The 13,782-nt window shown below is 39.4% G+C and carries 15 protein-coding genes; 5 read left to right on the top strand and 10 right to left on the bottom strand.

Going from position 1 to position 13,782, the window contains the following annotated elements:
- Nucleotides 1-27: 27 nt before the first annotated feature.
- The 3 genes from LAV82_RS13100 to LAV82_RS13090 form a co-directional block, all read right to left on the bottom strand.
- Entirely contained in the window at nt 28-345 is a 318-nt protein-coding gene (locus LAV82_RS13100) for a hypothetical protein (RefSeq protein ID WP_013084066.1), read from the bottom strand.
- A gap of 309 nt (nt 346-654) precedes the next feature.
- On the bottom strand, nt 655-1,434 hold the full coding sequence (gene fabI / locus LAV82_RS13095) for an enoyl-ACP reductase FabI (protein ID WP_013058045.1): 780 nt from the start codon (nt 1,432-1,434) through the stop codon (nt 655-657).
- Nucleotides 1,435-1,564: 130 nt separating this feature from the next.
- Complete coding sequence (locus LAV82_RS13090; RefSeq protein WP_211077754.1) at nt 1,565-2,437, bottom strand: LysR family transcriptional regulator; 873 nt, start codon at nt 2,435-2,437, stop codon at nt 1,565-1,567.
- Between the two features lie 114 nt (nt 2,438-2,551).
- On the opposite strand from LAV82_RS13090, the gene LAV82_RS13085 reads away from it, so the two are divergent.
- Complete coding sequence (locus LAV82_RS13085; RefSeq protein ID WP_211077753.1) at nt 2,552-3,445, top strand: DMT family transporter; 894 nt, start codon at nt 2,552-2,554, stop codon at nt 3,443-3,445.
- 163 nt (nt 3,446-3,608) lie between these two features.
- A complete protein-coding gene (locus LAV82_RS13080; protein ID WP_499716228.1) occupies nt 3,609-4,028 on the top strand; it encodes a hypothetical protein in 420 nt (139 codons plus the stop codon).
- Between the two features lie 99 nt (nt 4,029-4,127).
- On the opposite strand, the gene LAV82_RS13075 is transcribed toward LAV82_RS13080, so the two are convergent.
- Entirely contained in the window at nt 4,128-4,619 is a 492-nt protein-coding gene (locus LAV82_RS13075; protein ID WP_499716226.1) for a GNAT family N-acetyltransferase, read from the bottom strand.
- Between the two features lie 123 nt (nt 4,620-4,742).
- On the bottom strand, nt 4,743-5,453 hold the full coding sequence (locus tag LAV82_RS13070) for a GntR family transcriptional regulator (RefSeq protein ID WP_013058049.1): 711 nt from the start codon (nt 5,451-5,453) through the stop codon (nt 4,743-4,745).
- A 168-nt stretch (nt 5,454-5,621) separates the two neighbouring features.
- Here LAV82_RS13070 and LAV82_RS13065 point away from each other — a divergent pair, with 168 nt between their 5' ends.
- Both LAV82_RS13065 and bglA read left to right on the top strand, forming a co-directional pair.
- A complete protein-coding gene (locus tag LAV82_RS13065) occupies nt 5,622-7,505 on the top strand; it encodes a beta-glucoside-specific PTS transporter subunit IIABC (RefSeq protein WP_499716225.1) in 1,884 nt (627 codons plus the stop codon).
- A 13-nt stretch (nt 7,506-7,518) separates the two neighbouring features.
- Nucleotides 7,519-8,958: a 6-phospho-beta-glucosidase BglA gene (gene bglA / locus LAV82_RS13060; protein ID WP_499716224.1), complete on the top strand. Its 1,440-nt coding sequence runs from the start codon at nt 7,519-7,521 to the stop codon at nt 8,956-8,958.
- A gap of 81 nt (nt 8,959-9,039) precedes the next feature.
- On the opposite strand, the gene LAV82_RS13055 is transcribed toward bglA, so the two are convergent.
- From LAV82_RS13055 to LAV82_RS13035, 5 genes are all read right to left on the bottom strand, one after another.
- Nucleotides 9,040-9,189, bottom strand: coding sequence for a hypothetical protein (locus LAV82_RS13055; RefSeq protein WP_013058052.1), 150 nt, complete (start codon nt 9,187-9,189; stop codon nt 9,040-9,042).
- A gap of 187 nt (nt 9,190-9,376) precedes the next feature.
- On the bottom strand, nt 9,377-10,774 hold the full coding sequence (locus tag LAV82_RS13050) for an NCS1 family transporter (protein WP_055992033.1): 1,398 nt from the start codon (nt 10,772-10,774) through the stop codon (nt 9,377-9,379).
- Nucleotides 10,775-11,016: 242 nt separating this feature from the next.
- Complete coding sequence (locus LAV82_RS13045) at nt 11,017-11,280, bottom strand: excalibur calcium-binding domain-containing protein (protein ID WP_013058054.1); 264 nt, start codon at nt 11,278-11,280, stop codon at nt 11,017-11,019.
- A 98-nt stretch (nt 11,281-11,378) separates the two neighbouring features.
- Nucleotides 11,379-12,311 carry a class A beta-lactamase gene (bla, locus tag LAV82_RS13040; protein WP_013058055.1) on the bottom strand — a complete coding sequence of 311 codons (933 nt, stop codon included), beginning with the start codon at nt 12,309-12,311 and terminating at the stop codon, nt 11,379-11,381.
- Between the two features lie 170 nt (nt 12,312-12,481).
- Entirely contained in the window at nt 12,482-13,027 is a 546-nt protein-coding gene (locus LAV82_RS13035; protein WP_029323096.1) for a cupin domain-containing protein, read from the bottom strand.
- A 137-nt stretch (nt 13,028-13,164) separates the two neighbouring features.
- On the opposite strand from LAV82_RS13035, the gene LAV82_RS13030 reads away from it, so the two are divergent.
- Nucleotides 13,165-13,782, top strand: coding sequence for a LysE family translocator (locus LAV82_RS13030; RefSeq protein WP_499716223.1), 618 nt, complete (start codon nt 13,165-13,167; stop codon nt 13,780-13,782).

The raw sequence follows: 13,782 nt of genomic DNA, 5'->3' as shown, positions 1-13,782 counted from the left end.
ACCGGACCTTTTATGGTAAAAAGCTGATTAGCTTTGATGATAGATATTATGCCATTGATTCCACGAACTGTGTGGGTGCTGCTGGTGCCACTGATTCCATGGCACATATGGATTTTGCTGATGCCACTGATTCCATGTACCGTGCGGATACTGCTGATGCCACTGATTCCAAGGTGTGTATGGATGTTGTTGATGCCATTGATTCCATGTGCCGTGCGGATAGTGTTTATGCCACTGCTCCCAAGGTACATGAGGATGTTGCTGATGCCATTGATTCCACGTGCCTTGAGGATGCTGATGATGCCATTGTTCCCATGGAATATAATGTTGCTGTCCTTGATGCATATTTCGTCAACTCCTTTTCCTTTGCCACATCATATGTTCTTTTTAGGATTTAGAGCTTATCTATTTTAAAATATAGGCGTTTAATTAATTATGAATTAAATTATATATTTCTTGTCTTTACTTATAGACATGAGCTCTTGTTTTATAAGTGGAAGCACACATTTATCTAGAAGTATAGAATGAATATTTCTTCTGATTCGCCTTATTGTTAACGATATTGATTTAAGGGGTCTGTGTTGGGATGCATGCATTTGTCTTTTTATGAAAAAAGCTAAAAAAAACCTTCTCGAATGAGAAGGTTTTTTGGAATTAACCTACAATATTATAACCAGCGTCCACGTGTACGATTTCTCCCGTTACGCCGCGTGAAAGGTGGCTCAGTAATACAACCGTCATGTCGCCAACTTCTGCTTGCGTTACGTTACGCTTAAGAGGTGCTTTTTCTTCAACATGGTGAAGAATTTGGTTAAAGTCAGAAATGCCTTTCGCTGCAAGTGTACGAATTGGGCCTGCTGAAATCGCATTTACGCGGATATTGTCTTTCCCTAAGTCTAATGCTAAGTATTTTACTGAAGACTCAAGCGCTGCTTTTGCTACGCCCATTACGTTATAGCCTTCAACTGCGCGCTCTGCACCAAGATAGCTCATCGCTACAAGAGAACCGCCTTCTGTCATAAGAGGTTTTGCTGCTTTCGCTACGGCGATAAATGAATAAGCGCTTGTATCTTGAGCAAATGCATATCCGCTTCTTGATGTATTGATGAACTCACCGTTTAAATCTTCTGAGTGAGCAAACGCAACAGAGTGAATCACTCCGTGAACTGTGCCTGCTTCTTCTCCGATTTTTTTGAAAGCTGCTTCAATGCTTTCGTCGCTGTTTACATCACATTCTGCAATTAATGTCGCTTGAATTTCATTTTTTTCTAACAGCTTGTTCAATTTTCCTAGTGAACGTTCTTTACGGTATGTAAAAATTAAGTTTGCTCCTACTTGATGAAGGGCTTTTGCAACACCCCAAGCAATACTTCTGTCGTTGGCAACTCCCATAATAACAAAGTTCTTGTTCTTTAATTGTAATAAATCTTCCATATTATCCTCCAAAAAAAATTAGTCATCAATGATGACTAATAGGTAATTGTATAGCTTTATTATAGCACAAAGATGCGCTTAGTTCCTAAGAGTCTTATGAATTAACCGATTTTGCTCTATAAATAATCTCCTACTTATCCGAATCCTGCAGCCATGCTTGCGTTGTTTCAGCAAATTTTTTGGCTGCAGGTGAAAGATGATAACGAGTAGCTAGACCAATTGAACGGTAGCTGTCTATTTGAAACGGAATCGCACGCAGCTCCTGCGGGATCGAATCCAAAAGCATTTCAGGTAAAATGCTAATTCCTAAGTGATGCGTAACCATCGATAAAATAGCACTTTCATCCATTAATTCAAAACGGATGTCAGGCTGAATGCCATGTTCTTCAAACAATTGCTTAATATCATGATAACCGCCGTACGTCGGCATAATAAACGGTTCTTTCTCTAAATCTTCAAAAGAAACGGTTTTCTGATGATATAGAGCACTTTGATCCGATACGACACACAGCAGCCGGTCTTTTTTTAAAGAAATAATATGAAATTGACTTGAATGCGTAATGTTAATAAAACCGCAGTCTATTTCTCCGCTTAGCAGCCACTGTTCAATTTCAAGGTAGTCGCCTTCTTTGAGCTGAATTTGAATCTCAGGGTAGTTTTTTTCCATCAGCCGAATAATTTCAGGAAGCCATTTGGTCGACACGCTTTTAAAAATACCGATTTTAATCGTTCCTTTTGCAAGACCTAACAGACTGGCTGCTTCTTGATGGACTTTTTCATTTTCTTGCAGCACTTTCCGAATGGCAAGAAGCATCGTTTCGCCTTCTGTTGTTAAGGTAATACCTGATCTGTTTCGATTCACAAGCAGAAATCCAAATTCCGATTCAAGATTTGTAATGGCATGACTGACCGCTGACTGCGTGAGCGCCAGCGCATCTGCCGCTTTTGTAAAGCTTTTCACTTCCGCTACTTTATTTAATATTTCATATTTTACTAAGCTCATTTTCTCCCGCCTCAACATGAATTTAATTCACGTTCATCATTATAAAGATTCATTTTATTAATATCAAATTCCTTTGTATACTGTGAGTATATTATAAACAATGGAGGGTTGAACGTGAGTTACCGCACGCGAGCAAATATGATGATGATTGGGGTAAACGTATTTTGGGGCATGTCGTACGTGTTTATGAAAATGGGGCTGAGTTCGCTCGGGTCATTTACTATTATTGCACTTAGATGTTTGATTGCTTTTTTTATTGCCGGACTCTTTTTCTATAAGCCTTTACGACAAATCACACGCAAAACAATTGGATCATCAGCTATTTTAGGCTTTTTACTGTTTTCCGTTTTTTCATTTGTCACGTTTGGCGTCAGCATGACGTCTGCTTCAAATGCCGGATTTCTTGTCAGTTTAACGGTCATTTTTGTTCCATTGCTTAACTGCTTTTTAGTGAAGAAGCTTCCTTCTTGGCCGATTGGACTTGGCGTTATCATTACCCTAACCGGTATAGGTGTTTTAACTTTAAAGCACTCCTTTCATATGAATGCTGGTGATTTACTTTGCATTGGAACGGCGCTATGTTATGCCATTCATATCACGCTGACCGGCACGTTTACGAAAAACGAAAACCCAATTGCTCTCGGCATTTTACAGCTAGGGTTTGCTGGATTATTTGCACTGACTTGCAGCTTTTTATTTGAACACCCTAGCATCCCAACTACTTTATCATCATGGATTGCAATATTAGGTCTTGGCGTTCTTTGCAGCGCGATTGGATTCATTTGTCAAGCTATTGCGCAGCGCTATACAACTCCTACTCACACAGGACTTATTTTTGCAACAGAGCCTATTTTTGCTGCGCTGTTTGCCGTTCTCTTTTTGCATGAGCTGTTTACGCTTAAAGAACTGATTGGTTCTGTTATTGTGGTTGCGGGGATTTTAATTGCTCAGTTAGACAATTTCCTACTTAAAAAAAGAGTTCATTATCAAGAGACATTGCCAAAGTAAAAGCCGCTAGATTCGTTGACCTAGCGGCTTTTGTCATTAAGCTAAGGTATAAGCTTTCTTTTAGCAGTTCCAACGCCTATATCCACTTTTCTTTTAATAGATGCTAGTATTTTTCAAACTATATTGCTATTCTAGATAAAAAAGTACGTCTAGGAGAACGACTGTGAAGCTTATTAAACAAATACTTGCAACTATTGCTTCATCGATATGCGGCGGTGCAGTTTGCATCGAAATATTTGAATTAAATTCCCTTGGCTATACAGGTATACTAGACTATCTATCGATTTTGCTTATTGGTGTGTATCTTACGACTCCATTCATCATTATAGTAGGCATCCCTTGTTCAATAGCTATAACAAGCATCATGAAATACATAAATTCACTTAAGATATTAATTGAACTAATTCTATATCTTCTTTTCGATATCGTTGGAGCACTCGCCGTATTAACTTTATTTTTGCTAAGCGACGGGATATCCGCTTTTAGTCTCTTCCCGCGAATCCTCATTGTAACGTTGAGCTGTTCATTACCGTTTGGGTTATCATCCATCCTTATAAACAGGCTATATAAAAAGACGATCTAATATGCATAGACCGTCTTTTTTATATGTTTTGCTACAAACACAGCTCTCATATCTACCGTTCATTACAATAACCGATATGATTTTGCACAAAGGCTTAGCTTATACCTTATATGTATAAAACTTTTTATCTACGTTCATCACGGGGAAATTCTTAGGCAGCTTTTCTTTCTCTATATGTTGAAACCCATTTTTCTCATAAAATCGATGAACAGCTTTATATTGTAATGTGGTTCCTAGATATATTCTTTCCACTTCCTGCTCTTTTACCCACGCGATGGCTGTATGCAATAACCGGTGAGCTGTTTTGAAGTTTGCTCCTCTATAAGGCTTTGCTACAAACATTTTCCGCAGCGCTACTTGACGGCTGCCAATGTCTATTAAAGCTACGCTTCCTACTACTTTTTCGTCGCAAACAGCAACCCAGAAGTTTCCATTCCCCTGTTGATAAAAGCTTTCGATTTCAAACAAATCAGGCTGATCTTTTTCCGTTATTGGAATTTGGTATTCTTGCTGCTGAATATGAAGAATTAAATCCACTACTTGCTGTTGATACTTGCTCGTATATGGCTGAATAATGATACTTTCACTCAAAACCTCCACTGCCCCGAATAAGTTTACTCCACTTTGTTTTTAATTAACTTTAATAATGCACAACTTATGTTAACTACAAAACCAATCATAGCACCTGCAAGAATTGAGAGACGGACACTTTTTTTATAAAACGTGACTCGTTGCTTGTAAAAAGAACTGAGACTGTTCGTAGTTATACGTTACTTTTGAAAAATCAAACGGCTGTCCGTTAGCTAAGTGAAAGAGTGTTTCAATAAATAATTTAGGATCTCCTTCTTTTAATCCTAGGTACTTCGCTTCCTCTCCGTTCAGCTTGCCGACGTGAAGATATAGATCAGAAAACCCGATTTTTAAGCCAAGTCCTTCTTTAATGTAATGAAAAATAGACTGAGAAACAATTTCGTTATTCAAGTACGTAACGATGGATTTATTATAAAACGATTCTTCTAGACAAAGCGTCTGGCCGTTAATATACCGTACTCTTTTTACATAATAGACGTCACTATTTTCTTCTATGTTTAAATTTAACGCGGCTTCTTGCGTCGGCTTTCGTACATCTAACTCAATCACTTCCGACGTTAACTGAAAATCTTCAAGTTCACTCGTAAATCCTTGATTGGAAAGCAAGCCAATATAGCCTGTTCGTTTATGGCGACGGACAAAAATGCCGCTTCCTCTCACTTGAAAAACAACGCCTTTTTTCTCTAGCAGATCTAAGGCTTTTGTTACGGTACTTTTGCTTGCTTTAAACTGCGCCATCAGCGTTTCTAATACCGGCAGCTTTTCTCCTTGTTGAAGCTTGTGTTCTTCAATATAGGTTTCAATTTCAATTGCAATTTGTTGGTATTTAATCATAGCTATACCTCTTTACTGAATTTGTCTCAAGAATAACACGATTATACCATAATCTAACTCCATACCATAAACTTAAATTATTCATTAATTATTATTTTATTTGGGTATTGATAAATTGTATCGGTACAATTATACTGAAAGCGTATACTCAACAAGGGGGTTGAACATATGGGAGGGAAAATTAGAGATTATCACAAGCTTGCAGCAGACATTTTAGATGCGGTAGGCGGCGAAGAAAATATCGTAAGCGCTACACGCTGCGCTACGAGACTGCGAATTGTGTTAAAGCGCTCAAAGCCAGAAGCCAAACGCAAGGTGTCTTCTATGCCTGGTGTTATTACAGTCGTTGAAAACAGCGGACAGTTTCAAGTTGTTATTGGGCAGCACGTAGGAGATGTTTATGAAGAATTTGCTAGTTTAGTAAACTTGGATACCACAGAGGAACAATCTGAAAACAAAGGAACAATCTTAAATCGTGTGATTGCTACGATGTCAGCGGTGTTTGCGCCGTTTGTATACATCCTGGCAGCAGCAGGAATTTTACAGGGCTCGTTAATTTTAATTAACTTAGTCTCTAACAGCTTTGCAAAAACGGGCACATATCAAGTATTAAGCTTCATTTCATGGGCACCATTTGTTTTTTTACCTATTTTTATTGCCATCACAGCATCCAAGCATTTTAAAACCAACACCTACATCGCAGTGGCGTGCTGTGCGGCATTAGTCAGTCCAACATGGGCAGAAATGGCGGCCAAAATTGCCGATGGAAGCAGCATTTCGTTTTTAGGTCTTCCCTTATCCGAAACGGTCTATACTTCTTCTGTTTTACCGCCTTTATTTTTAGTATGGATTTTGTCTTATCTTGAAAGGTTCCTAAACAAAAGCATTCATGAAGTGGTTAGACCGCTGTTTGTCCCATTTTTATGTATGGTAATTATGGTTCCTGTAACAATTTTGCTTATTGGTCCTGTTACCACGATGGGAGCTAACGGAATCGCTCACGGCTATAACTTTTTAGCTGAAAACGTACCTGCCTTAGCTGGAGCAATCATTGGCGGCTTCTGGCAAATTGTTGTTATCTTTGGAATACATTGGGGAATTACGCCGATGGTGCTTGCAAACTTTGATTTAAACGGCAGAGATTCGTTTCAAGCGTATCAAACAATTGCCGTGGTAGCTCAAGTCGGAGCGGTACTTGGGGTTATTTTAAAAGCAAAAAGCCAAGAAGCACGCAAAGTCAGCGTATCAGCTGGGATAACAGGATTATTCGGTATTACCGAACCAGCCATCTACGGCGTAAACCTACGTTTTAAAAAGCCGTTTATCTTTGGATGCATTTCAGGTGCTATTGGTGCTGTTGTAGCAAGCTTCTTTCATCCTTACTACTTTGCTTACGCAGGATTGCCTGGACCGCTGACCATTGTAAACGGTATCAGCCAGGACTACCCGATGTCGATCTGGGGCATTTTAATTGGATGTGCCATTGCAATCATTCTTCCCGTTCTGCTTATTCAAGTATTTGGTTACGGAGAAGATGCAGCAAAAGACGCAGCTGCTGCTCCTTTAAACGAAGTAGCTGTAAGTAATCCAAAAGAAAATGAAGAAACAATCAGCGCACCGTTTAGCGGGAAAGTCATCCCTCTTTCTAGCGTACCCGATGAAGTATTCAGCTCAGGTGCGATGGGAGAAGGATTAGCGATTGATCCTTCAGATAATAAGCTTTATGCACCTTTTGACGGAACGGTAGTCATGGTAGCACCAACGAAGCACGCCATTGGCCTTCGTTCAGAATACGGCGTTGAGCTGCTTGTTCATATTGGATTAGATACCGTTACGTTAGACGGCAAGCCGTTTACGCTACACGTAGAAGACGGTACAAAATTTAAAAAAGGCGATTTACTAATAGAATTTGATAAAGAATTTATTAAAAAACAAGGATTACAAACCATTACGCCGGTTATTATCACAAATTCAAGCGCTTACCGCGAAGTGATTGTTGAAGATGTTGAAAATAGCGGGCTAGATCAAACATTATTTACCGTAGTGAAATAAGGAGGAACTAACAATGACAAAGATGCCAAAAGATTTTTTATGGGGCGGCGCATTAGCAGCTCATCAATTTGAAGGTGGATGGAACCAAGGTGGAAAAGGACCGAGCGTAGTAGACGTTATGACTGCAGGTGCGCACGGTGTAGCGCGACAAATCACTGAAACAGTGGAAGAAGATAAATTCTATCCAAATCACGAAGCAATTGATTTTTACCACCGCTACAAAGAAGATATCGCACTGTTTGCAGAAATGGGCTTAAAATGTTTACGAACGTCTATTGGCTGGAGTCGTATTTTTCCTAAGGGCGATGAAGCTGAGCCAAACGAAGAAGGACTAAAATTCTACGACGATGTATTTGATGAACTGTTAAAACACGGCATTGAGCCGGTTATTACGCTGTCTCACTTTGAAATGCCCCTGCATTTGGCTCGAGAATACGGCGGATTTAGAAACCGAAAAACAGTAGATTGCTTTGTGAAGTTCGCTGAAGTTTGTTTCGACCGCTACAAAGACAAAGTCACGTACTGGATGACGTTTAATGAAATCAACAACAAAATGGACGTACACAACCCTCTATTCTTATGGACGAACTCCGGCGTTTCTGTAAAACCGGGTGAAAACGCAAAAGAAGTGATGTATCAAGCAGGACATCATGAACTGCTGGCAAGTGCTCTTGCCGTGTCAAAAGGAAAAGAAATTAATCCGAATTTCCAAATCGGAGCGATGGTGTCACATGTACCAATCTATCCGTATTCTTCAAACCCTGAAGACGTGATGTTAGCAGAAGAAACAATGAGACAGCGCTACTTCTTCCCTGACGTTCAAGTTCGCGGCTACTACCCAAGCTATGCGTTAAAAGAGTTCGAACGAGAAGGCTATCGTATTCCGTTTGAAGAAGGCGACGAAGAAATTTTACGAAACGGAAAGGTGGATTATTTAGGCTTCAGCTATTACATGTCAACAACGGTTAAAAGCGACGTTGAAGCTGATAACACAGGCGATATCGTAAACGGAGGATTGCCAAACGGCGTAGCAAATCCTTATATCAAATCAAGCGATTGGGGCTGGTCGATTGATCCAACGGGCTTGCGCTATACGTTAAACCGCTTCTACGACCGCTATCAAATTCCGCTGTTCATCGTAGAAAACGGATTTGGCGCTATCGATACAGTTGAAGAAGACGGATCCATTCATGACGCATCACGAATTGAATATTTAAAATCGCACATCGAAGCGTTAGAAAAAGCCGTGACGTACGATGGTGTTGATTTAATGGGCTACACGCCGTGGGGAATTATTGATATTGTTTCCTTTACAACAGGCGAAATGAAAAAGCGATACGGCATGATTTATGTCGACCGTGACAACGAAGGAAACGGATCAATGAAGCGCTACAAAAAAGATTCCTTTAACTGGTATAAACATGTAATTGAAACAAATGGTGAAGAACTATAAGAAATTAGAAAAAGCCGGACTCCCGCGTAAAGACATAGGAATCCGGCTTTTTTAAAACGTGTAAAAATAAAGGCAAATGCCTTATCTCGGTTTATCTACTAGCTGTGTTTGAGCAATTTCTGTTTGCTTAATTCCCGCTCGTTGAATTTCATCAGCAAACGATTCATGTTTCAGCGTTTTGATTACCTTTTCGCTTCCATCTCGAAGAGTATACACTCTAAATTCATACATACTCTGCCCTCTCCTTTAAACTATGATTGATGCGATACATTAGATGCGCTCCTGTAAAAGCAACTCATAATAGAGGTAACTTTTTTCTCTTCTTTACTTTACCCACTTTTTTGGAAACTAGACAAAGAGATTTAATCTGACGCGATAAAAGCCTTTGCAGAAAGCAAAGGCTTTTATCGATGGAGTGTTAGTATTCAAAGATGGTTCCTTTTTTAAATTTTGAATGTTTAAAAGCAAATTTCGTTAAAAGAATATACGTAACTCCTGCAACTACCACTCCTATAATCCAGCCTAAATCGACTTCGATAAACGCAGCACCTGCGCCGATGAGCATCGCAAGCATGGCGCACGGATTGTAACCGGAAAACGGCCCTTTTTCTTGATACAATTCTTCTACGTTTACTCTTTGTTTTCGTAAAATATAGTAATCAACTAGTAAAATAGAAACAATTGGACCTAAAAAAGCAGAGTAAATCAAAATGAACAGCCCAAGACCTGCAGCTGACGAATCTTGAACAAGCACCCAAGGGAACGAGCAAAAGGCAAGCAGTCCAGTAATGGTCACCGCCACTTTATAATTTGCTTTTGTCAGCAGCGTAATCACATACGTAGGTGGAATAATATTCGCCACCATGTTTACGGCAATAACCCCAATCACAATAAAAGCTGATACAGCGACGGTAATATATGAATTATCCACTACAACCGCGAACGCTTTAACTGGATTGGAAATACCCGTAGCAGAAGCAAGCATTGCCCCGATTGTAAGAACGAATCCGTAGGCTACTAGAATCGGTGTAAAGTATAAGAACCCACGCTTTGTGTCGCTAATTCCTGTCTTCAGTTCTCTAGAGTAATCGGCTGCGCTTAGAAAAATCGCTGCATAATTTCCCATAAACATCATAATGAAAGAAAAGAACGGAAGTCCCCATGAACCTTTTGTATGTACCCACTTCTCCCCTACTACCTCGCTATGAGAAGTTAAAAGAACGCCAAATACGTAAACAAGACCAAGCAATATGATGATTGAAGCAAGCATCTCTACCCATTTAACCGCGTGGAAGCTGTACAGAGAAAGCACAATTTGCAGCAGCTGAATGATAATAAAGCAAAGAACAAGATTGTCAAAAGACCCTTTACTCACAATTTTCCCGATTTCGTTTAAAGCGGTACCGCCTGTCCAGCTTTGGAAACCGTACCAAATGATAGCTGGAATACCTCGTAAAAGAGACGATATGACGGATCCTTTTATTCCGAAAGACATTCGAAGCTGCATCACATACGGTATGCCCGTCTTATAGCCAATTCGATCGTTTAATACAAAAAAAGTAGAAATAATACCAATGGCAATAATCGCTGCCACAAACGTTTGAAAAAGATTTAATACCGCAGTACCTGCTACTACTAAGCTTGCGCCAAGCGTCATATTTCCTAAATTAACGCCGTCTCCAATCCACATAAACATATAGGACATCGGAGTTAGCTTTCGATCACTTTCCACTTTTGGCTTTAGTGACGGATCAAGACTTCTATCTTGATGAGAATGCATCTCTTCTATAACGGAACTTGTTGCATTTGTAGACACTATATACTCAACTCCTTTTTTGTGATGTTTCCCCTCTTACTTCTAACATAAGATGTAAGTTAAATTAACATGTACATAGTGTATACGAATTCCAACGGAAGTTCATTATTATTTATGTGAATTTTCTGATATTATTTTGTGCGATTTAACTAATTTTTGACCTCAGCTCGCAACATACAGAAGTTGATGATATTAAAAAATCCAAGCGCTTACAATAAGCGCTTGGATGAGTCAGCTAGTATTTATTTTTCACAGGCGATGTAGTCTTTATCTCGATCTAACTTTGTATTGGCATCATACAGTGATTTTGACACATACGGTTTGTACTTTGTTTTGCCGCCTTTATTTGTTACATTAGCCGCACGAGCTACGCCGCCTTTGTAGTCTTTGTTTAATTCCGTGCAGTTTTTGTAAGATTTAGCTGCCGCATCTACGTTTGAAACTGTGCTAAAAGATACGCTCGTTAATAAACCGAAAGATAGAACAATTGGAAAAATCTTTTTCATAAGAGATACTTCCTTCCTGTATTTTTTCTAATTAATAATAGAATGTTCTATCAATCTTTTCAATCTTTCTTTTACATTTAAACTACTATTATCCAATTTTATTTCCGAGTAACTTTAAGGGTCTTCACCGCTTGTTTAGCCGCTTCTGCAATCAGTTTATCATTATACTCCGCATCTTTTTCCGTACGATTGGAAAGGATCGCAAGAACAATTGGATCTCCTTTTGGCGGCCAAAGGATGGCAATATCATTTCGCGTCGCGTACGAGCCTGCGCCTGTCTTATCGGCTACTTCCCAGCTTTTCGGCACGCCCGCCCGTATTAACGCATCCCCTGTTGTGTTTCGCTTCATCCAATCTGTTAAAAGTGCACGTTTGTTTTCAGGAAGTGCCTGTCCAAGTACATACGTTTGAAGACTTGTAGCGAGCGCTCTCGGTGTACTTGTATCGTGGGTTTCTCCTGGATTCACTTCATTTAAATCCGGCTCAAAGCGCTCAGGCAGCGTCACATCGTCTCCTATTTTTTCTAAAGCTTCTTTAAATCCATCCGGTCCGCCCAGCTGCTGCAGAATTAAGTTCCCTGCCGTATTGTCGCTGTAGCGAAGCGATGCATCCGCAAGTTCTCGAAGAGTCATGCCTGTATCCACGTGCTTTTCTGTAATGGGATTATAGTTTACAAGGTCATCGCGCGTATAAAAGATTCGTTCATTGAGATCTTCGATTGACTTCTGCTGTAAAAGTGCACCGACAGCAAGAGCTTTATGAGTAGACGCATAAGCAAAACGCTCATCTGGATGATACGTTACCGTTTTATTGGTACCCGTATCTAATGCAAAAACGCCAAGATTCGCATCATATTTTTCTTCAAGCTTAGCAAACTCTCGATCACTCTTAGTTTCTTGTCTTTGACATTTTACCGTTTCAGCATGTACCTCGCTGCTTGAAAAGCTTACAGCCGCCGCGCACGACAGAGCGAGTACAGGCATCATTTTTTTAAGCTTTGAAGTACGAAACATCTCTTTCCATGTCTTCATTACCCTTCAACACCTTTCAAAAAAATATTTAGTATGTATTCTCTTAGGTAGAGATTCCCAACAATGCTATTTTATCAATTGTTTATCCCCACGAACATGATAGCTTTATCACATTTATATAATAAAAGTGGCTAACACTGAAGATGAGCAGTATAAAAACCGTAAGTATTTTAAAAAACAGGCGGTGTAACTGAGAATAAAATCACCGCTTTCTCCTCAAACGGATTGTCCCATTTGTGCTTCAGATGCGAAGGGATTTTGACGCTGTCTCCTTTTTCTAGCACGTATACTTCCTCTTCCAAATACACCTTAATTTTTCCTTCTAAGACATATGCCACTTCCTCCCCTTTATGCGCTAAAGGAGATTCTGATGAGGACTTCATCGGCGGTACTTCCATAATCGCCGTAGCTAGATTTCCCGTAAAGTCTGGTGATACTAGCGAATACGTTAACTCTTTTACTTTCATCGTTTTACGCTCGTTCGACCGTACGACTAAATGAGAGGTGTTTATTTCTTCAAGTAAAAAACTGAAAGTAGGAACATCGAGGCATTTAGCTAAAATTTTAAGCGTTGAAATGGACGGATTAGCTAATCCCCGTTCAATTTGACTTAACATAGACGGCGTAATCTCCGCTAATTTGGCTAATTCTCGACTGCTTAGCCCCTTTGCTTTTCGAAATTTCTCTACTTTTTTTCCAATATCTATGTTTTCCATGATGATTCCTCCGTAAAAGATGTTTAATTATATTTAATTTCATTAAATTAGATTTAATAAACCTAGTGAAATATGTTAAATTATATTTAATAAATAAAATGTAGTTGTATTTTATCACAGCAAGGAGGAAGAAAAAAATGAATGACATCTTGACCTTTTTAGTTCTTACATTGTTTGTTATTATGAGTCCCGGTATTGATACGGCTCTTATCACCAAACGAACGATAGCAGATGGACAAACGGGCGGCTATAAACTGGCGTTAGGATTGGCAAGCGGCTCTTTAGTTCATACGCTCGCCGCCGCGTTTGGCTTATCTGCTCTTCTTCTTCAGTCAGCTCTGGCATTTGAAGTGGTAAAATATGCAGGAGCCCTTTACTTAATGTACTTAGGGATCTCTTCTTTATTTTCTAAAAAAAGCGATACAGTTTCTCCTATAAAAGAGGAGAAGTCAAAAGAAATATCCGCTTTTCGTCAAGGTCTTGTCTCAAACGTCCTTAATCCAAAAGTGGCGGTGTTTTTCTTAACTTTTTTACCTCAATTTGTCCAAAGTGATCAAAATGTAACGCTTCAACTTCTTCTTATGGGCATAACGTATACGTTTCTTGCTATCACGTGGTTTTTCGTATTCGTCTTTTTTATTAACTACTTACGAAAATGGCTCACAACACCTAGCGTTCAGCGCTTTATGGATAAAGCAACAGGAGTCGTTTTAATTGGTTTTGGATTAAAGCTCGCTTTTGAAAAACATAAATAA

It is taken from the genome of Bacillus sp. ILBB4, assembly GCF_035064545.1.
GTDB lineage: Bacteria > Bacillota > Bacilli > Bacillales > Bacillaceae_H > Priestia.
The sequence above is the reverse complement of the archived record's forward strand: the minus strand, read 5'-3'. Positions and strand labels throughout refer to the sequence as shown.